This window comes from Cronobacter sp. EKM101R, assembly GCF_963888145.1.
Lineage (GTDB): Bacteria > Pseudomonadota > Gammaproteobacteria > Enterobacterales > Enterobacteriaceae > Cronobacter > Cronobacter turicensis.
The window spans coordinates 80,287-100,752 of sequence record NZ_CAWPHW010000007.1; the positions used below are offsets into that span (position 1 = coordinate 80,287).

Here is a 20,466-nt window from a genome sequence, read left to right on the forward strand (position 1 = left end):
CAGGAAACGCGGGGCAGTTCAGTCCCCGCGCACGGTCAGCGCAATAAAGGGCGGTTCGCGCCCGGTCAGGCGCTGGGCGGCTCGGTACGCGCGAAGCTGTCGCGGGTAAAGAGCGCTTCCACCAGTTTCACCAGATGCGGACGCTGCGCGCACCAGCCTGGCGCCACGCGACGGAAGTTGAGATAGCCGATGGCGCAGGCCGTCGCGATGGTGGCGAGCGTCAGTTCGTCGGCCTTCAGCGTGCCGTCAGCCACATACCCTTCCAGCGCGTCGAGGCCGCGGTTGATTTTCTCCCGCTGGCGCAGCAGTTCACTTTCCGACTGCTGCTCCGCCGGGCGCGCCTGCTCGCGTACCGAAACCAGCGCCGCGTCCATAATGCCGTCGGCGAGCGCCTCCAGCTGGCGTACTTTCAGCGCCGCGCGCGGCGCTTGCGGCACCAGCGCCGGTTGGGCATCCAGCAGCTCGATATACTGCGCGATGATGGGCGAATCAAACCAGGTCTCGCCCTCGTCGGTCACCAGCGCCGGCACTTTCCCCAACGGGTTGTACTGCGCCATGCCGTTCTGTTCGGCATAGGGCGATTCATTTACGAACTCAAACACGATGCCTTTTTCGAGCAGCATCACAGAGATTTTGCGTACAAACGGGCTGGTGTAACTACCGATAAGTTTCATGCCGGGTCCTTTTACGTTAACGCCAGGGAAAGATAAGTATGGGTCAGGATACGCCAAAAGGACGCGCGGCGGCGCGCTAAAACGCACGGCGAGGCTCGCCTGGCCGCCGCCTTTTTTCGTCATTTCCCTGCTGTAACTTTCTTACAGATTATCCTTGTTAACGTGAGTGAAAAATGTACGACGCCCGATCAGATTATTCCTGGGAAATATTTTGTGATTCACATCACAAATGAATAACAAAGATGCCGAATGAAAATGTGATTCTCTTCACATTTAAGGGGTTGTGACGGTGACATTTTGCGCATTGTCTTTTTTTTACACGTCTTTTTTGTGATTTAAATCACGCTACAACACCCCGATCACCCCGGCATCGCGTGATCACGATCACACTTAAAGGGCCTGTCTGGACACCATCGCGATTCAGTGCCAGATTTCGCGTCATCAGAGCATGGGTCCGGCTACCTCTGCCGCCACGTTAACAATAAACCTCGGGCCGCAAGCCTGCGCGTAAACATAAGAAGGGGTGTTCTATGTCATCCGATATCAAGATCAAAGTGCAAAGCTTTGGTCGCTTTCTCAGCAATATGGTAATGCCTAACATCGGCGCGTTTATCGCCTGGGGTATTATCACCGCGTTATTTATTCCCACAGGATGGTGGCCAAACGAGACGCTGGCGAAGCTAGTCGGCCCGATGATCACCTACCTGCTGCCGCTGCTTATCGGCTATACCGGCGGTAAGTTGGTCGGCGGCGAGCGTGGCGGCGTGGTGGGCGCGATTACCACCATGGGCGTTATCGTCGGCGCGGACATCCCGATGTTCCTGGGCGCGATGATTGCAGGCCCGCTGGGCGGCTTCTGCATCAAGAAATTCGACGCCTCGGTCGATGGCAAAATCAAATCCGGCTTTGAAATGCTGGTGAACAACTTCTCCGCGGGCATCATCGGTATGATCCTCGCGATTCTGGCGTTCCTCGGCATTGGCCCGGCGGTAGAAGTACTCTCGAAAGTACTGGCCGCGGGCGTGAACTTCATGGTGGTTCACGACATGCTGCCGCTGGCGTCGATTTTTGTTGAACCGGCGAAAATCCTGTTCCTCAACAACGCCATCAACCACGGCATCTTCTCGCCGCTGGGCATTCAGCAGTCGCATGAACTGGGCAAATCGATCTTCTTCCTGATTGAAGCCAACCCGGGCCCGGGTATGGGTATTCTGCTGGCGTACATGTTCTTTGGCCGCGGCAGCGCCAAACAGTCTGCGGGCGGCGCGGCTATCATCCACTTCCTGGGCGGTATCCACGAAATCTACTTCCCGTATGTGCTGATGAACCCGCGTCTGATCCTCGCCGTTATCCTGGGCGGTATGACCGGCGTATTCTGCCTGACCGTACTGAACGGCGGCCTGGTTTCTCCGGCGTCTCCGGGCTCTATCCTGGCGGTGCTGGCGATGACGCCGAAAGGCGCGTACTTCGCAAACCTGGTGGCGATTTTCGCCGCGATGGCTGTCTCCTTCGTGGTAGCCGCCATCCTGCTGAAAACCAGCAAAGTGAAAGAAGAAGACGATATCGATGCCGCGACCCGTCGCATGCAGGATATGAAAGCGCAGTCTAAAGGCGCGGCAACCGCGGCGAACGCGGATCTGAGCAACGACCTGAGCCACGTGCGTAAAATCATCGTCGCCTGCGACGCCGGTATGGGCTCCAGCGCCATGGGCGCCGGCGTGCTGCGTAAGAAAGTGCAGGATGCGGGCCTGAGCCATATTTCCGTCACCAACAGCGCGATTAACAGCCTGCCGGGCGATGTGGATCTGGTTATCACCCACCGCGATTTAACCGAGCGCGCCATGCGCCAGGCGCCGCACGCGCAGCATATTTCGCTGACCAACTTCCTGGACAGCGGCCTGTACGCTGGCCTGACCGAACGTCTGGTTGCCGCGCAGCGTCATACGCAGAACGAAGAGAAAGTCCGCACCAGCCTGCAGGACAGCTTCGACGCCAACGACAGCCATCTGTTTAAGCTCAGCGCAGACAACATCTTCCTGGGCCGTCAGGCGGCGAATAAAGAAGAGGCGATTCGCTTTGCGGGCGAGCAGCTGGTGAAAGGCGGTTACGTTCAGCCGGAATATGTAGACGCGATGCTGGAGCGCGAAAAACTCACCCCGACCTATCTCGGCGAGTCCATCGCGGTTCCGCATGGCACCGTTGAAGCCAAAGACCGCGTACTGAAAACCGGCGTCGTGTTCTGCCAGTATCCGCAGGGCGTGCGTTTCGGTGAAGAAGAAGACGATATCGCCCGCCTGGTGATTGGTATCGCGGCGCGCAATAACGAGCACATTCAGGTCATTACCAGCCTGACCAATGCGCTGGATGATGAAAGCGTGATTGAGCGCCTGGCGCATACCAACAGCGTCGATGAAGTGCTGGCGCTGCTCTCCGGTAAAACCGTGGCGTAAGACCATGCAGAGAGGGACACTGTCCCTCTCTTCGCTATTGAGAAGCTATTGAGATGTTTGTGCTCCACCAGGGCAACCTTACCTCTCCCGCACAGGGAGAGGGCAAGGGAAAGGGAGGTCGCACGCAGCACCCTTTCCCCCGCCCTCTCGGGTGATAGAGTTTCCGCTTTAAGTAAGAAGGTATTCCCATGAAAGCATTACATTTTGGCGCAGGTAATATTGGTCGTGGCTTTATTGGCAAACTACTCGCTGACGCGGGCATCGGCCTGACGTTCGCCGACGTGAACCAGACGGTGCTGGACGCCTTAAACGCGCGTCACAGCTACCAGGTGCGCGTGGTGGGCGAGCAGGAGCAGACGGATACCGTTTCCGGCGTGGATGCGGTCAACAGCACCAGTGACGATGTCGTGACGCTTATCGCCACCGTCGATCTCGTCACGACCGCCGTCGGCCCCGTCGTGCTGGAGCGTATCGCCCCGGCGGTCGCCAAAGGCCTGGCGCTACGCAAAGCGCAGGGTAACGAGCGTCCGCTCAATATCATCGCCTGTGAAAACATGGTGCGCGGCACCAGCCAGCTGAAAACCCATGTGTTTAACGCGCTGGCAGAGAGCGACAAAGCCTGGGTGGAAAGCCACGTCGGTTTTGTCGATTCCGCCGTTGACCGTATCGTACCGCCGTCGGAATCCGCCGCGCGCGATCCGCTGGAAGTAACCGTTGAAACCTTCAGCGAGTGGATTGTCGACAAAACCCAGTTCAAAGGCGAGCTGCCCACTATCGCGGGCATGGAGCTGACCGACAATCTGATGGCATTTGTTGAACGCAAGCTCTTCACCCTGAACACCGGGCATGCTATAACCGCCTACCTCGGAAAACAGGCCGGTCATCAGACCATTCGCGACGCGATTCTGGATGAGAAAATTCGTCTGGTGGTGCGCGGCGCGATGGAAGAGAGCGGCGCGGTGTTGATTAAACGCTACGGCTTTGATGACGCGAAACATGCCGCGTACATCGAGAAAATTCTCGGCCGTTTTGAAAACCCGTACCTGAAAGACGACGTGGAACGCGTTGGCCGTCAGCCGCTGCGCAAATTGAGCGCGGGCGACCGTCTCATTAAGCCGCTGCTGGGCACGCTGGAATATGGCCTGCCGCACCAGAATCTGGTGCTGGGTATCGCCGCCGCGATGCATTTCCGCAGTGAAGACGATCCGCAGGCGCAGGAGCTGGCGCAGCTTATCGCCGATAAAGGCCCGCAGGCCGCGCTGGCGCAGGTTTCCGGTCTGGACGCCAACAGCGATGTCGTGGCGTTGGCCGTACAGGCGTATAACGCAACAGCGTAATGAATAACGGGCGCGGCTGAGTCTGCGCCCGCTGATGACGTGTCAGATATGCAGGCAATGATGGAAGAAACCCAGGCCTTTGAAAACCGTGTGCTTGAGCGTCTGAATGCTGGCAAAACCGTAAGAAGTTTGTTGATCGCCGCCGTTGAACTGCTCACCGAGGCGGTCAATATTCTGGTGTTGCAGGTGTTCCGTAAAGACGACTACGCGGTCAAATACGCCGTTGAGCCGTTGCTCGACGGCAGCGGCCCGCTGGGCGATCTCTCCGTGCGCCTGAAGCTGATTTATGGACTCGGCGTGATAAGCCGCGCCGAGTATGAAGACTGCGAACTCCTGATGGCGCTGCGCGAAGAGCTGAATCACGACGGCAACGACTACGCCTTTACCGACGATGAAATCCTCGGGCCCTTCGGCGAGCTGCATTGCGTTGCCGCGCTGCCTCCCGCGCCGCCCGCCCTCGAAAGCAGCGACCCACAGCTGATCCAGATGCAAAAACAGCGCTACCAGCAGGTCGTGCGCTCCACCATGGTTCTTTCCCTGACCGAATTGCTCTCAAGGATAAGCTTAAAAAAAGCCTTCCAGAAGTAGCTTCGGTGGCCGCGTAGCGCTTCTGTCCCCCTCCCACCGGTCAGCCCCTCCGTAACAGCCGTTACCCGCTCTGTGCTACACTCCGACGCAGTTAATCTTGCGGAAAAGAGTCATGAAACGAGAACTTGCCATCGAATTTTCACGCGTCACCGAAGCGGCGGCGCTGGCCGGGTACAAGTGGCTGGGACGCGGCGATAAAAACCTCGCCGACGGCGCGGCCGTTAACGCCATGCGCATTATGCTCAATAAAGTCGATATCGACGGGCAGATTGTGATTGGCGAAGGGGAAATCGATGAAGCGCCGATGCTCTACATCGGCGAGAAGGTCGGCACCGGTAACGGTGATGCGGTCGATATCGCGGTCGATCCTATCGAGGGCACGCGCATGACGGCGATGGGCCAGGCTAACGCGCTGGCGGTGCTGGCCGTGGGCGATAAGGGCAGTTTCCTGAACGCGCCCGATATGTATATGGAAAAGCTGATTGTCGGCCCCGGCGCGAAAGGCGTTATCGACCTCAATCTGCCGCTTGAGCAGAACCTGAAAAACATCGCCGCCGCGCTCGGTAAATCGCTTAGCGAACTCACCGTCACTATTCTCGCCAAGCCGCGCCACGATGCGGTCATCGCGCAGATGCAGCTGCTCGGCGTGCGCGTATTCGCCATTCCCGACGGCGACGTGGCGGCCTCTATTCTGACCTGCATGCCGGAAAGCGAAGTCGACGTGCTGTACGGCATCGGCGGCGCGCCGGAAGGCGTGGTCTCGGCGGCGGTAATCCGCGCACTGGATGGCGATATGCAGGGCCGTCTGCTGGCGCGCCACATCGTGAAAGGCGATACGCCGGAAAACCGCCGCATCGGCGAGCAGGAGCTGGCGCGCTGTCAGGCGATGGGCATCGTGGCGGGCAACGTGCTGAAGCTTGATGAGATGGCGCATAACGATAACGTGATTTTCTCGGCGACCGGCATCACCAAAGGCGATCTACTGGACGGCATTACCCGCAAGGGCAATATCGCCACCACCGAGACGCTGCTGATCCGCGGCAAATCACGCACCATTCGTCGTATTCAGTCGATTCACTATCTCGATCGCAAAGACCCGGAGATCCAGACGCACATTTTGTAATCGTTTGTCTGAATGAGCTTTCCGGCCCTTTCGGGCTGGAAATGCCACGCGGCGCTGGCGAAGATAAAGCAACAGTTAACACAGGAGCGAAACATGGCGGATTGGGTTACAGGTAAAGTGGTTCGGGTTCAGCACTGGACCGATTCTCTCTTCAGTCTCGTGGTTAACGCCCCTGTCGCGCCTTTCACCGCCGGACAATTCACCAAGCTGGGTCTTGAGATTGACGGCGAGCGCGTGCAGCGCGCCTATTCTTACGTCAACGCGCCGGGCAACCCGGATCTGGAGTTTTATCTGGTGACGGTGCCGGAGGGCAAACTCAGCCCACGGCTGCACGCGATGCAGCCCGGTGATGAAGTAATGGTGGTGAGCGACGCGGCGGGCTTTTTCGTGCTGGAAGAAATTCCTGAGTGCGAGACGTTATGGATGCTCGCGACCGGCACCGCTATCGGCCCGTATCTGTCGATTCTGCAGGAAGGCAAAGATCTGGAGCGCTTCAAAAATATCGTGCTGGTGCATGCGGTGCGCTACGCCCAGGATTTGAGCTACTTACCGCTGATGCTGGAGCTGCAACAGCGCTACGAAGGCAAGTTACGGGTACAGACGGTGGTGAGCCGTGAAACGGTGTCTGGCTCGCTGACCGGGCGCGTGCCAGCGCTGATTGAGAGCGGCGCGCTGGAAGAGGCGGTCGGGCTGCCGATGGACACCGCGACCAGTCACGTCATGCTGTGCGGTAACCCGCAGATGGTGCGCGATACGCAGCAGTTGCTCAAAGATACCCGTCAGATGGCGAAGCATCTGCGCCGCCGACCTGGGCATATGACGGCGGAGCACTACTGGTAATCAGCGGTACTTCACATCCAGCGTTTCTTTGCCGTATTTGTTCTCGCCCTGGGTGCCGAGAAACGCGCCCAGGTCCAGCACCATCATGACCATGATAAGCGTCGGGATGAAGCGCCCCACGGCCCACTGCCAGACGCCGCCCAGCACCGCCCAGTTACCGGCGAGCAGCATCCACGCGAGGATCATCAACAGCGCCCACGCGCCCGATTTGCCGCGGTCGTGGAGGCGTTTCACCACTACCGCCGCCGTCGGCCAGAGCAGACAAACCAGCATAAACGCCGCGGTCTGCGTATTGAGTAAATCGTTGCCTGTCAGGGTAAAAAGGATAATCATCGACGCCACCCAGAGCGCCATCCATACCCAAAAATCACGGCGGCCAATACGGCCTTTAAAAGAGAACAACCATTGCTGAAGGGTCATAGCGTAAACCTTACTGTGTGCGTGGCGCACAGTTTACCCTGGTGCGGACGGGTTTTGACAAGCCAGCCCGATATGGTTTTAATCGCTGTGATACGCAACCGGGAAAGGTGAATCATGAAGCCGCTGTTTTATCTTCTTTTTCTGACGCTGCCGCTGGCGGCGCGCTTCGCCGATGCCGAAACCGACCCACAGACGCTGACGCCGACCGCGCCGTACCTGCTGCCCGGTTCGCCCACCTTTGACCTCTCGATTTCCCAGTTTCGCGAACGGTTCAATGCCGATAATCCCGCACTGCCGCTCAATGAATTTCGCGCCATCGACGTGAAAGGCGATAAGGTCAATCTGATGCGCGCGGCCAGCAAGATTAATGAAAATCTCTATGCCTCCACGGCGCTGGAACGCGGCACGCTGAAAATCAAAAGCATCCAGATAACCTGGCTGCCCATTCAGGGGCCGGAGCAGAAAGCCGCGAAAGCCAAAGCGCTGGAGTATATGGCGGCGCTGCTCAGGAGCTTCACGCCGAAAATGGGCAAAGCGCAGAGCCAGCAGCGGCTGACGCGCTTACTGACCGATGGCAAGGGCAAACGCTACTTCAGCCAGGCGGAGGGCGCGATTCGTTATATAGTGGCAGACAGCGGCGAAAAGGGCCTGACCTTCGCTGTTGAACCGATTAAGCTGGCGCTATCGCAAACGCTGGAAGGGAGCAATAAATGACAAAAAGCAAAGCCTTTCCAGGTTCGAATCTCTATACTGTTTCACAGACCGCGCTGCCTGACGGGCAGCAATATTCCTTAATTCGCTTAGCGCGTGGAGAATGAAAATGCGACATCCTTTAGTGATGGGTAACTGGAAACTGAACGGCAGCCGCCACATGGTAAACGAGCTGGTAGCTAACCTGCGTAAAGAGCTGGCTGGCGTATCTGGCTGTGACGTAGCGATCGCCCCGCCGGCGATGTATCTGGATCTGGCGAAGCAAGCCGCCGCTGGCAGCCACATCATTCTTGGCGCTCAGAACGTCGACGTTAACCTCTCCGGCGCGTTCACCGGTGAAACTTCCGCTGAAATGCTTAAAGATATCGGCGCGAAATACATCATTATCGGCCACTCCGAGCGTCGTACTTATCACGCGGAATCTGACGAGCTGATCGCGAAGAAATTCGCCGTGCTGAAAGCGCAGGGTCTGGTTCCGGTACTGTGCATCGGTGAAACCGAAGCTGAAAACGAAGCGGGCAAAACGGAAGAAGTGTGCGCACGTCAGCTTGACGCCGTGCTGAAAACCCAGGGCGCCGCCGCGTTCGAAGGCGTTGTGATTGCTTACGAACCCGTATGGGCTATCGGTACCGGCAAATCCGCTACCCCGGCGCAGGCGCAGGCGGTTCACAAATTCATCCGTGACCACATCGCCAAAGCTGACGCGAAAGTCGCCGAGCAGGTTATCATTCAGTACGGCGGTTCTGTAAACGCGGCTAACGCGGCAGAACTCTTCACCCAGCCGGACATCGACGGCGCGCTGGTTGGCGGCGCCTCTCTGAAGGCGGACGCGTTCGCGGTTATCGTGAAAGCCGCTGAAGAAGCGAAAAAAGCGTAATGCTCTGCGCCGCTCATTCGGGCGGCGCTCTTTCATCCCTTCCCTGCGCTTTCACACGTCCTCAGGCGCTTTTTCGCTGACGGTGAAACTTAATACTCTGCATAATTTCCTGATACTGCCAGTGATGTGACTCCAGAAACTCACCAAGGCAGGTGCCGATATAGCACACCATTTTTTTGCCTTCCTGCGCATCATTTATCAGGATCACCGTCTGGCGCTGGAACACCGGCGTATTGTCTTCCATATACTGATAAAACATATCGACCGCCGGTTCGCCGTCGATAATGGTCATTTCCGTTGATTCCAGACGGAAGTCGGGTAGAGACGTTTCCATTTCTCTGACGATGCGGGCCGCGACGGCATGGACTTTATCATCCGCATTGGCAGAGGCTCGGGAAACCACAAAGGTTAATTCACTTACGTTACTGTCACTAACGGGGAATAAATTCATAACTTAGTCTTTATCTATATTGGGCGTAACACGCTCTGCTACCTGCTAAAAAAGAAAACACGGCACCGCACGGGTGACCGACATAATAAAGAGCTCACAATACTGATGGATTTATTTACATTGAGATAAAACTCATTTCCGGCAGAGGATAACGCGTTTCGTCTGCCAATTAAAAGGCCTGACGGAAATTTCCTGCCTTATGTGAAATTTATTCAACAGAGACAGTGGGTTATATGCTTTGAGGTTATGCAAAAGCCGCCATAAGTTGATATTTTCTTATAATTTTACTGTGTATATGATCAGGCAATATAACCCATGCGGCAACAGATAAGCATTAATTGATAAAAAGCAGCAGGTTAAATCAGGCTGATAAAGGTTGAAAGGCGACAGAAATAGGAAAAACCACCGGGCGCTATCTTGTGCATAGAGATACAAACAACCTTAATCAGCTTCTTTTACAGAAGCACATCTTACGCTCATGCAACTCTTCATCTTCTACATACTATTTTTTATATAAGTCATGAAAAGCGATTTCAATATAATCACCCGCATTTTTTATTAAAAATTCTTCCCCCGGGAAAAGGAACCGCCATACAGCCACATAAAACTGTTTAATATCCATATTATCAGGAGGATTAAATACGGGAACTGCTGACTCATACAGACGAACAAGGAGCTTTTCATCATAAAAATTTATAGCGAATGCTAAGCTGTTTTTGCATCTTTCCTTTATGAATTGAGGAAAATCATCAAAAGAGGGCTTCATTAAATTCTTGAGGACTATATAAAGACTTTCTTCATTAGCTAAGTTTAGCCCCACAAAAGAGCCATCCATATTAGGGTCTTCAGCAAGAGATTGCCAAATCATTGAAACATAAAATTTATTTATTTTATTATTGCCCATTTTATTATTTAATATCCCGTAATAAACCCTAAAGAATAATCATTAATATCTATACCAATCAGCCCTACCATACAGTATAAAAAAACAGCTTTATATTGTAAAAATAAATGATCACAAAAAGCACATAAGTTTTTAAGGTGAATCATTAGCGTAAAACGTAAGCAAAACTTATTTAAAAACGATTGTTTTTTTATTTTACAGGTCATTTAAAATTTCATCCAACCACGATGAGGATTGCTGTGAACAAGTAATATTATCTAAAAATTTCAAAACATCACAATTGCTATTATTTTCCTTATATTCAAAATCAGGTATGGCGAAGACATAACTGACTTTATCAATTCCTAAAATCATGAGTCTTTCGGCGACAGGCTTTGTGATAAAATAAAAAGCACTTTCAAGTTCAGGATTATCAAAAAGATCGCCTAGCTCACCATATTCTTTCCCATACCAAATTGAGACGACATGATCATAATCTATAAAGCGATTTTTTAAATAAAAATCCTTTTCGAATTTAGAAAACCCTTTTTCTTTATTAAAATAGCTCTGGATCTGTTCATAATCTGAGTGTAATGAATACCATACAGCATATTTATTAATAATTTTCATAATATTACCTATAAAAGCACCGCGCTGCGTGACGCGACCAGTGACGTCATAACGGAACACCTGCATTTCCGCCAAATTACTCTTTATGTGATACGTTTCTTACAAGTGCAAGTGTATTTGCAGAGTCATAACAAAGGATTTCATTATAATTTGCAGTAATAACTCCATTAACGATTACGCAACCAAACATATAATTCCACCCCGGCACTCCCCAATAAGCAGAGTCAATATTCACCAACCCGAAATCTTTATCACATATAATGCATGGTCGATCTTCCGAATACCAAAATGCGATATATTTAGCCTTTATTATCTCATGGCCACTTAACCAACAGTAAATTTTCTCGAAACAAATATCGCCTTCATCATTTAGCAAGTTGCTTAGAGATATACTCAACCTGTTGAATTTATTAAAATCCAGGTGACCTGCCAGCCATGGCAGGTCACTTAATATATGATAGAAATCCTTAGACAAATCAACATTACTAATGATTGCTCCATGACGTAACCAATCACTTAGCAACTCTGAATTTAAAAATCTCATAGTTTAATCCTTACGGAAAATGTTCAAGCAAAAACGCGTCATACTCGTACTCAAACTTCCCGCCGTGGTTCTCCTCGCTCACCAGCTCGCCGGCGGCGTTGCGGGTGAAGACCAGTACGGCGTCCCACGCCGGTTCCCGCTCTTCCAGCAGCGCCTGCCGCCATTCGGTAAGGGTGGCGCGTCGGATTTCCAGCGACAGCGTGTTGTGGCGGTACTCGGTACGGTGCTCTGAGCTTTCCCGGGCGGTGAGATAAATTTCCTTTACAAACGCGATATTAATAATTTCAACAAAAAACTATTTGTTGAGACTATAACATCACAGAACTGATATTAAAAAATGAATTGCCTCAGATAAAGCTACGCATTTAATAAAAAAATTAAAGTCACTTTAAAACAGCAGGATTGAATACTACAATATTAGTATTTTTTTTCACACCACAAGGCATACCCCCCGCTTTAAATATCTCATATATTTCTTCAAGAGGTGAACCCGGCACAATTCCATTAATATATCGCTGAGTTGAAATCATACTCAACATATATATAGCCTCATCACTAACTTCGCTTATAAAGTCCTCATATTTTCTATTTCCCGCAAGCCCCATCTTCTTCTTTAAAAGATATGCTTTACGCTTTCTGATATTTTCTTTTAAAGCATCCCCTTTTGGAATCATCATTTGCTTCTTAATAGCTTCCTGCGATTCTTTATAAAGAGGGTTTAAATATAATTCGGAAGTAATCTCGGCAAAAAAATCACTCCATACCAAATATTGTTCAGGCAATTGTTGATCAAAAAGAAGATGCACAGCCAACTTCTCATCATTAATATTTTCTAGGTTTAATATATCTCCATTGCTTCCAGCAAGAAACTCAGGTTTGCGGGAAAACAGCATAGGCTCCATGTAAACATCCACAAAAACTTGCATAATCACTCCAATGTTATATGAAACCTTCGCTCTGAATTAAAATGTGATATGGCGTCCTTTACCTTAACATAGGCAAATAATGCAAAGACCATTACGCTCATTGATAAGTTACAAGCTAAGAAAGTTAAGTTGTAGTTATTCCCAGTAATTCACAAAAAAATATGCAGGCATCAATATGCCCACATATTATTAAATTAAATTAGGATTAAATAATAATAACTGTTCTTCCTTCACACCACATACCCAACCGCCAAGTTTATAAAGGCCATATACTCTCTCAAAAAAATCATCTTTTATTTCATTATCAAGATATCGATTGATGCAAACAAGAGATAAAACAGAAAACGCATCTTGCCTGGCTTCAGAAAATAAAAAATCATCATATTCAGAGTTTGTTTTTTTTATCTTCCTCCTCCTATATTCTAAAAGTAGAGAGGAATTTTGCTTTTGGCGGTTTTCCAATTCAGCTGAGACAAAATCCTGTGCCCTTGAAAATAAACTATTGGCACGTAATTTTTGCTCGTATTCCGACAAAACATCCTGCCAAATTTTATAACCCGATGGGAGATTTTGTTCAAATGCATACATAAACGCATCTTCCCTACTTTTAACAAGTAAAAAATCACTCAAATTTTGTTCATCAACACCTTTGAAAAGTTGTTCTGAGAATAAAAAGTCAAGTGGTTCTAATATATATTCGTTATTCATTACGAATATCCTTTACTAAATATCCTTGACCAAAGACTATGGTCTTTATAGTTACCTAAAGCACCACCAGCGCTATCGATATCGAAGATCAAAATAATTAATATATTTTCGGCCCTTGAATGACTACCAAATGGATATTATAAAAATAGATAGCAATAATAATACTTATATAATATTAAGCTATTCATTTAATAGCATTAACTTGCTTTTCTGGGTGAATTGATATTAGATTATGCATCTACGGAGTATTGTTATCTTTGTGATATTAACTCCTGAGTTATTATTAAAAATAAGCATACCCCTTATCCTTTCATTCTATATGCAGAATCAGGCGGACAGTCCGCCCTGAATGCTTATAATAAAGTAATTAGTTAATAATTAATTTCTATCTGGGTAACATTTTACCTTTTTTAGGCACGTATTTCTTCCAAGAAATTAGCACCCGCTGAGATCCAAGCTCGTTATTTATTTGTTCTAATAGTTCCTCTTGCACAGCCCATAACCATCGATCATCAGCACCATCGATTTTTTTTAATTGCCCCCATGAATTTCTTTTTATAATTTCTGATAAAGTTAACTCACCTAATTTAATTTCTAGGTGAGAAGAATTAATTATATTTAAAGGATAAACCAGTCTTAACATAGTAGAATTGAATCGAGCTTCACCTTTAAATCTACCATCAGTTTCTTTATTAAAAGCCAGTGCATTTTCCCAAGGAAAAATCTTGACCATATTTTCTCCGGCAGCATAATGGTATGCGTCATATACATCACTGCATTTATAACCAATAGCATAAGACGCAAAATTATTTTTAAAGAACTCCTCCAAAAATAAAATTAGTGCACTAAAATCGTTACCCTCATATTGAAGATCGATATGAAAAAAGCCACCAAATTCTTTGGTAGAGAAACCGAAGGCTGCCTTCCATGGTTCATCTTTATTACTTTCATGATATACTCTAAAATCTTTTGCTTTTCCTTTATCTAAAGCAATTTTCAGATGTTCTAAATCAGCCTCAATGAAGTCAATGTCTTCGTCTCCAGAGGTTTTGCAAAAAGCGTAATAACCCTGTGCATTTGGATTGATCTTAATAATTTCAAAAAAGCGAGAGCTTTCATCAAACGCATCAACAGGAGTAACTTCATTTGTACCATAAATAGCCACGCCAAAAGTCATACTATCTCCTATATACTCTCAATTAAGTCATCTAGTACGGATTTTATGTGATAAGCATCATATTGATGTTTAAATACAATGATCTCACCCTGCTGTGAACCGGGCAGGTTACTCATTGCGGTTTGGTTTCGTGTTGTTAATGTTGGTAATTTCTTACCCATATCTGTTTTTGAAGCGAGTTCAATAGAATGTGTTTTCCCATTAATATCAATAGCCATAATATCAGGTCTTCTTCCTGAAACACCGGGACCATGAGCAAAACTATATGATCTATTTAAATAGATCTCTTTGAACTTACCACTCATCGCTAATTTGTTAGCGATGATTTCTGAGAACTGGTTATGGCCCGGTGTTTTATCAACTTGCCCTTTGCCATATATTTTTGCGTCATTAACCTCTCTGACTGGACAAGGCGCTAGTCCGAAAGGATCGATACCTGTCAGCGGATCACCCACGTAAGAATACGTATTCATCCCGCCCGCTAACCCAATCGGATCCATCTGCGTATAACGCCCGGCGACCGGGTCGTAATAGCGGAACAGGTTGTAATGCAAACCGCTTTCGCGGTCGAGGTACTGGCCCTGGAAGCGCAGGTTTTGTGGCACCTGCCACTGCGGCACGCTGAGTTCGCACTCCGTTTCGCCCCAGGTGCTGAACTGTCCGCGCCAGACGGTCTGGCCGTCCGCGTCCGTCACCCGCTCCGGCAGGCCGTTGAGTTCGGTGTGGTACCAGTAAATCTCGCAGTCGTCGAAAACGCTGTCGACGCGCGCCAGCGGTTCGTAGCTGCCCTCGGTGTAGACGTACTGAACGTAGTGGTCCGGCTCACGGTCGCTCTGTTCACCCGCCAGTTGCAGCCCCTGCCAGTCGAAGCGGATGGTCTCCGGCTGTGGGTCGCTATAGCGCCACAAAACCTTATGCGTCCTGCGGCCCAGCGGGTCGTAGCGGTATTCCACTTTTTTGAATTCCGCATGACCGGTGAAGGTAATCTCTTTTACCCGCTGTTCATCGTCGTAAGCAAAATGCTGCACTACGCCATTTTTATCCTGACGGCGCGTGAGCCGCCCGAACCCGTCGTAATCCAGCTTCAGCCCGTCGAGGCGCAGCAGCAGGTTGTGCCACACCGGGTTGCGGTGCTCCCCGGTGCGGTTGCCCGCCGCATCCCAGAAGAAGCGCTCTTCTTTCTGCGGTTCAACGGCTTTTGTGACCTGACCCGCAGCATCGTAGCCCCACAGGTACTGGCTGTATTTTTCACCCGGCGTGGCCGGAGTCGCATCGGTGTGTATCTGCTGGACTATCTGGTCGGTGCGGTCCCAGCGGTAGCGGCGCTCGAATACAAGCTCCCGGCGGGCGTCCAGCACCGTGCGCTGCGTGACGCGGCCGACAGAGTCGTAACGCGTTTCCTGCGAGAGCACGCCCTGGCTGCGGGAGATTTCCCGGTGCAGACGGTCGCGGCCGTATGCCGCCAGCGTGTGCGTGGCCCCGCCGTGGCGCAGCTGCATCTCCAGCAGGTGGCCGGTACCGTAGCGCAGGCTGGCAAGCTCCCGGCCATCCAGGTACCGCGTGCTGCTGAGATTACCCAGCGCATCGTACTCATACTCAAACTTCCCGCCGTGGTTCTCCTCGCTCACCAGCTCGCCCGCGGCGTTGCGGGTGAAGACCAGCACGGCGTCCCACGCCGGCTCGCGCTCTTCCAGCAGCGCCTGCCGCCATTCGGCGCGCGTGGCGCGGCGGATTTCCAGCGACAGCGTGTTGTGGCGGTACTCGGTGGTTTATCGGTCGTCAGCTCTCGCGAAAATTAGTTATAATTCGACTGCTTGTTATTTTATTACCTAACTTAGCGCAGACTATTTATAGTAATATTAATTATCCCATTCATCATATTTGTAATTACTATCAATGACTATAAAATCTATTCCAACAAGCCCTTGCTTTGTGAATCGTTCTTTAAACTCTAAGGAGCACACAGGCTTTCCAACATCAGGACAAAAGAACAAATGGTCATTCACACCCTCCTTAACAACAAATCTATCTATTTTGCTAAAATAAATTTTTTCATCATCGGTAATGAAATCATCTATCTCATACTCGGACTTATCCTTATCGATTATGGATATATATTTCTTTAAATAAAATAAATTATAGTTCTTAAACAACCCTATCCGATGACTGAGTTCAATCTTTAAAGGCACATTGAAATATTGAACATTCAATTCCGAGCATAAAGATAGCATTTCATCTGAGGCCAGATCATCTAAAGGGTAATAATCTCCCACTAAATTATCTACCGTCGTTTTCAAAGTATAGTGGTTATGAAATTCAGTTAACTTAGGCAACCCATCATGAATATTAAACGTTGGCAATTCTGGCGTGTACTCTTTGTCAATGTAATGAGGAAGCCCTTCACCATCTGGCTTAAAATTGATTACAAAAAACTTGCTGTTATCTAATGTCATAGCAATCGCCCATTATTAAAATCAATATTAAAGATGCCCTTTTCTAAACCTTCACGGGCCCAATCTTGTATATCTTTGACATGTAAAGCAAGCTGCGTATCACTAAGTTTGCTTTCCTTACGCAGCACATTCTCAAGTTTCTTACGAACCTCACCAGTGTATTCCCGATGATTAGACCAATGACCCGGCATATCTATCGTTTTGGCAAGATCTTCACTTCCCGGAAGGAAAATGCCATTGGAAGCGCCATCACCATCCCAGCCTATTTTTTTCAGTCGATCAAAGATCACCTTATATCTAGGATCTTTAATTAACTCCTCAGGAATTAAGTGATGGTTTGCCATTCCATCCCTTGGCCGTGCTCCCATATTTTTACCAAGCTTAGTGGAACACCAACCTAATGGATCGATATAGACTAATGGATTGGGTGTGTAAGCATAGGTATTTATCCCGCCCGCTAACCCAATCGGGTCCATCTGGGTGTAACGCCCGGCGACCGGGTCGTAATAACGGAAGAGGTTGTAATGCAGCCCGCTTTCGCGGTCGAGGTACTGGCCCTGGAAGCGCAGGTTCTGCGGCACCTGCCACTGCGGCACGCTGAGTTCGCGTTCGGTTTCGCCCCAGGTGCTGAACTGTCCGCGCCAGACGGTCTGGCCGTCAGCGTCGGTCACCCGTTCCGGCAGGCCGTTGAGTTCGGTGTGGTACCAGTAAATCTCGCAGTCGTCGAAAACGCTGTCGACGCGCGCCAGCGGCTCGTAGCTGCCTTCGGTGTAAACATCTGAACGTAGTGGTCCGGCTCACGGTCGCTCTGTTCACCCGCCAGTTGCAGGCCCTGCCAGTCAAAGCGGATGGTCTCCGGGTCTTTCTCACCGTAACGCCACAGAATCTTGTGCGTCCTGCGCCCCAGCGGGTCGTAGCGGTATTCCACTTTTTTGAATTCCGCATGACCGGTGAAGGTGATTTCTTTTACCCGCTGCTCATCGTCATACAAGAACTGCTGGATAACGCCGCTTTTATCCTGACGGCGCGTGAGCCTGCCGAACCCGTCATAATCCAGCTTCAGCCCGTCGAGGCGCAGCAGCAGGTTGTGCCACACCGGGTTGCGGTGCTCTTCGGTGCGGTTGCCCGCCGCATCCCAGAAAAAGCGCTCTTCTCTCTGCGGTTCGACGGCTTTCGTGACCTGGCCCGCGGCGTCGTAGCCCCACAGGTACTGGCTGTATTTTTCACCGGGCGTCGCCGGAGTCGCATCGGTGTGTATCTGCTGGACTATCTGGTCGGTGCGGTCCCACCGGTAGCGGCGCTCGAACACCAGTTCGCGTCGCGCATCCAGCACCGTGCGCTGCGTGACGCGGCCTGCGGAATCATAACGGGTCTCCTGCGAGAGCACGCCCTGGCTGCGGGAGATTTCCCGGTGCAGGCGGTCGCGGCCATAGGCCGCCAGCGTGTGCGTGGCCCCGCCGTGACGCAGCTACATCTCCAGCAGGTGGCCGGTGCCGTAGCGCAGGGTGGGTGGCGCGGTTTTACCCGCGCGGCCAAGCTTAAATGAACTTATGGTTAAGGAAAATTAAAACATAAAACAATGCAAACTTTAATTTAGGAGATTTTTATAAATTACATCTCTAAATTTTATATTTTCACTAGTTAAAGTAAAATCACCTTTTTTTATGAAAGGCTTAAAAATATCAATGGTCGGATGAGAAACAAAATCAATATCCTTACCAGCATTTACTCTTATTTTTAATAAACATAAAATTTCACTTGGTAAAAACTGCCATTCAGTAGCATCAAAGACATAAAACTTTTTGGAATCTTTACGACAGTTTTCAGCGTGAAAATCCCCCAAAGAGGTAAAGACCTTATTCACAACTTCAGCGTCATCACTTAAAAAATTATTATAAGCAAAACCATATACTTCATTGAAATTTTCTGTAACTTCTTCACTAAGGGAAACACCATTCCCATCAAACAAGTCTTTAAAAGGTATAAGATCTTTTTCTATTTGAAAAAAATCATTACCTACCACAATGAATAATGGAAGAATGCTATGTCCAGCCTCACAGCGAGCCAAGTTTTCATTACCTTTACTCTTAGCCTCATTTATTTTATTTTCAAGAAAAAAGCGAAGGTATTTCATAACATTAAGCTGCTCTTCCTTTTTAAAAAAAGCAAAAGAAAGTAAGCCTAAAGAACTGATATTGGAATCCAAAAACGCAGGCAATTTCTTTTTCATAAATAAAGCTGATGTCACTGCGAGCAGTTGAATATAATATATATTTATTAACTTATTGAAGCTATCTTCATCTTTATTGGAGTAGAAATCCCTTGCATATATAGCAAACTCGTCGAATTTCCTCGAAAGGGCAGAGGCTATATCTTCTTGTACAACACGATAGCCTACCTTTTCATTTACAAAATACTTATATGAAAGATCCGTTTCCCCTTTCAGGTAACGGGCTAATCTCTCGTTAAGGTCTTCATATGACTGTTTCTCATCTTTGGTGACGTAGTTAACAATACCGTCAATTTCTTTAATTAGTTTCTTCATTTATTGACTCCGTTACTCCCAAATGCTCATCAAATATTTTGAAACAAACCAACGCCCATTAGAGGCTCTTTCAACGAAAACATCGACAACATAAGTATCACCCATATTATCCAACATATCATTGACCCTGTGCCCGTTAAGGTCATAACCTCCTTTCCGGACATCTGTTCCAAGAACAGTTTCAATAAAATCTTTTGAACTTAGCTGCCGATCACTTAATTTCCCGACAGATCCGGTTGTATTTGTTTTTACTTCAAAGAAATCATATTTCCCGTCATGTCGTAAACCGACTAAATCAATACCGTTATTAGATTTATTTTGCACCGAAAAAACATCTGCATAATTTCCTGAGCGTTCGAGCTGAGATTTAACGTGGGATTCACCAAAATCACCTAAGCGCTTACTGAAGCACAGACCAAGCGGATCTACCCATGTTAATGGGTCCGGCACATATCCATAGGTATTAATCCCACCAAGCAACCCAATCGGGTCCATCTGGGTGTAACGCCCCGCCACCGGGTCGTAATAACGGAACAGGTTGTAGTGAAGCCCGCTTTCACGGTCGAGGTACTGGCCCTGGAAGCGCAGGTTCTGCGGCACCTGCCACTGCGGCACGCTGAGCTCGCGTTCGGTTTCGCCCCAGGTGCTGAACTGCCCGCGCCAGACGGTCTGGCCCTCCGCGTCCGTCACCCGCTCCGGCAGGCCGTTGAGTTCGGTGTGGTACCAGTAAATCTCGCAGTCGTCATACACACTGTCGACGCGCGCCAGCGGCTCGTAGCTGCCCTCGGTGTAGACGTACTGAACGTAGTGGTCCGGCTCGCGGTCGCTCTGTTCACCAGCCAGTTGCAGGCCCTGCCAGTCGAAGCGGATGGTTTCCGGCTGCGGGTCGCTATAGCGCCACAAAACTTTATGCGTCCTGCGGCCCAGCGGGTCGTAGCGGTATTCCACCCGGCGGAACTCCGTGTTCCCCTCAAACCGAATCTCCCTTACCCGCTGCTCATCGTCATAGGCGAAATGCTGCACCACACCGCTTTTATCCTGACGGCGCGTGAGCCTGCCGAACCCGTCATAATCCAGCTTCAGCCCGTCGAGGCGCAGCAGCAGGTTGTGCCACACCGGGTTGCGGTGC

19 protein-coding genes and 2 pseudogenes are annotated in these 20,466 nt (G+C 49.8%); 7 read left to right on the forward strand and 14 right to left on the reverse strand.

The window, feature by feature from the left end; genetic code table 11:
- Positions 1 to 65: 65 nt before the first annotated feature.
- Positions 66 to 674: a glutathione S-transferase gene (locus AACV31_RS07245; protein ID WP_012814809.1), complete on the reverse strand. Its 609-nt coding sequence runs from the start codon at positions 672 to 674 to the stop codon at positions 66 to 68.
- Between the two features lie 530 nt (positions 675 to 1,204).
- On the opposite strand from AACV31_RS07245, the gene AACV31_RS07250 reads away from it, so the two are divergent.
- From AACV31_RS07250 to fpr, 5 genes are all read left to right on the forward strand, one after another.
- Positions 1,205 to 3,124, forward strand: a complete 1,920-nt coding sequence (locus AACV31_RS07250) for a PTS mannitol transporter subunit IICBA (protein WP_012814808.1) — start codon at positions 1,205 to 1,207, stop codon at positions 3,122 to 3,124.
- A gap of 188 nt (positions 3,125 to 3,312) precedes the next feature.
- A complete protein-coding gene (gene mtlD / locus AACV31_RS07255) occupies positions 3,313 to 4,461 on the forward strand; it encodes a mannitol-1-phosphate 5-dehydrogenase (protein WP_007766081.1) in 1,149 nt (382 codons plus the stop codon).
- A gap of 48 nt (positions 4,462 to 4,509) precedes the next feature.
- Complete coding sequence (mtlR, locus tag AACV31_RS07260) at positions 4,510 to 5,049, forward strand: mannitol operon repressor MtlR (RefSeq protein WP_007677674.1); 540 nt, start codon at positions 4,510 to 4,512, stop codon at positions 5,047 to 5,049.
- Between the two features lie 112 nt (positions 5,050 to 5,161).
- Positions 5,162 to 6,172 (forward strand): class II fructose-bisphosphatase, encoded by a 1,011-nt coding sequence (gene glpX / locus AACV31_RS07265; RefSeq protein WP_165156618.1) that lies wholly within the window; start codon positions 5,162 to 5,164, stop codon positions 6,170 to 6,172.
- 93 nt (positions 6,173 to 6,265) lie between these two features.
- Positions 6,266 to 7,012 carry a ferredoxin--NADP(+) reductase gene (gene fpr / locus AACV31_RS07270; protein WP_041923053.1) on the forward strand — a complete coding sequence of 249 codons (747 nt, stop codon included), beginning with the start codon at positions 6,266 to 6,268 and terminating at the stop codon, positions 7,010 to 7,012.
- Here the strand turns inward: fpr and AACV31_RS07275 are convergent, their stop codons facing one another.
- The gene (locus tag AACV31_RS07275; RefSeq protein WP_007766068.1) at positions 7,013 to 7,432 is read right to left on the reverse strand and encodes a DUF805 domain-containing protein; all 420 of its coding nucleotides are present in this window, start codon (positions 7,430 to 7,432) and stop codon (positions 7,013 to 7,015) included.
- A gap of 114 nt (positions 7,433 to 7,546) precedes the next feature.
- Here AACV31_RS07275 and AACV31_RS07280 point away from each other — a divergent pair, with 114 nt between their 5' ends.
- Entirely contained in the window at positions 7,547 to 8,146 is a 600-nt protein-coding gene (locus tag AACV31_RS07280; protein WP_007766067.1) for a YiiQ family protein, read from the forward strand.
- Between the two features lie 106 nt (positions 8,147 to 8,252).
- Positions 8,253 to 9,020 carry a triose-phosphate isomerase gene (gene tpiA / locus AACV31_RS07285; RefSeq protein WP_041924091.1) on the forward strand — a complete coding sequence of 256 codons (768 nt, stop codon included), beginning with the start codon at positions 8,253 to 8,255 and terminating at the stop codon, positions 9,018 to 9,020.
- A 61-nt stretch (positions 9,021 to 9,081) separates the two neighbouring features.
- Here tpiA and AACV31_RS07290 read toward each other — a convergent pair whose 3' ends face one another.
- From AACV31_RS07290 to AACV31_RS07345, 12 genes and pseudogenes are all read right to left on the reverse strand, one after another.
- Positions 9,082 to 9,471 (reverse strand): DcrB-related protein, encoded by a 390-nt coding sequence (locus tag AACV31_RS07290; protein ID WP_007766065.1) that lies wholly within the window; start codon positions 9,469 to 9,471, stop codon positions 9,082 to 9,084.
- Between the two features lie 502 nt (positions 9,472 to 9,973).
- Positions 9,974 to 10,375, reverse strand: coding sequence for a hypothetical protein (locus tag AACV31_RS07295; RefSeq protein WP_165156587.1), 402 nt, complete (start codon positions 10,373 to 10,375; stop codon positions 9,974 to 9,976).
- Positions 10,376 to 10,570: 195 nt separating this feature from the next.
- Positions 10,571 to 11,044, reverse strand: coding sequence for a hypothetical protein (locus AACV31_RS07300; protein WP_255491365.1), 474 nt, complete (start codon positions 11,042 to 11,044; stop codon positions 10,571 to 10,573).
- 16 nt (positions 11,045 to 11,060) lie between these two features.
- Entirely contained in the window at positions 11,061 to 11,528 is a 468-nt protein-coding gene (locus tag AACV31_RS07305) for a hypothetical protein (protein ID WP_165156617.1), read from the reverse strand.
- Between the two features lie 383 nt (positions 11,529 to 11,911).
- A complete protein-coding gene (locus AACV31_RS07310; RefSeq protein ID WP_255491364.1) occupies positions 11,912 to 12,430 on the reverse strand; it encodes a hypothetical protein in 519 nt (172 codons plus the stop codon).
- Between the two features lie 213 nt (positions 12,431 to 12,643).
- Complete coding sequence (locus tag AACV31_RS07315) at positions 12,644 to 13,162, reverse strand: hypothetical protein (protein WP_255491363.1); 519 nt, start codon at positions 13,160 to 13,162, stop codon at positions 12,644 to 12,646.
- A 385-nt stretch (positions 13,163 to 13,547) separates the two neighbouring features.
- Positions 13,548 to 14,339, reverse strand: a complete 792-nt coding sequence (locus AACV31_RS07320; RefSeq protein WP_165156613.1) for a hypothetical protein — start codon at positions 14,337 to 14,339, stop codon at positions 13,548 to 13,550.
- Between the two features lie 413 nt (positions 14,340 to 14,752).
- A pseudogene (locus AACV31_RS07325) lies at positions 14,753 to 16,105 on the reverse strand (RHS repeat-associated core domain-containing protein); the annotation flags it as partial.
- A 93-nt stretch (positions 16,106 to 16,198) separates the two neighbouring features.
- Positions 16,199 to 16,792, reverse strand: coding sequence for an imm11 family protein (locus AACV31_RS07330; RefSeq protein ID WP_165156609.1), 594 nt, complete (start codon positions 16,790 to 16,792; stop codon positions 16,199 to 16,201).
- A pseudogene (locus AACV31_RS07335) lies at positions 16,789 to 18,299 on the reverse strand (RHS repeat-associated core domain-containing protein); the annotation flags it as partial. The pseudogene AACV31_RS07335 and the gene AACV31_RS07330, both read right to left, overlap by 4 nt.
- An 81-nt stretch (positions 18,300 to 18,380) precedes the next feature.
- On the reverse strand, positions 18,381 to 19,337 hold the full coding sequence (locus tag AACV31_RS07340) for a hypothetical protein (RefSeq protein ID WP_165156607.1): 957 nt from the start codon (positions 19,335 to 19,337) through the stop codon (positions 18,381 to 18,383).
- Between the two features lie 12 nt (positions 19,338 to 19,349).
- The coding region (locus AACV31_RS07345) for an RHS repeat-associated core domain-containing protein (RefSeq protein ID WP_185155304.1) at positions 19,350 to 20,466 on the reverse strand (1,117 nt) is incomplete at its 5' end.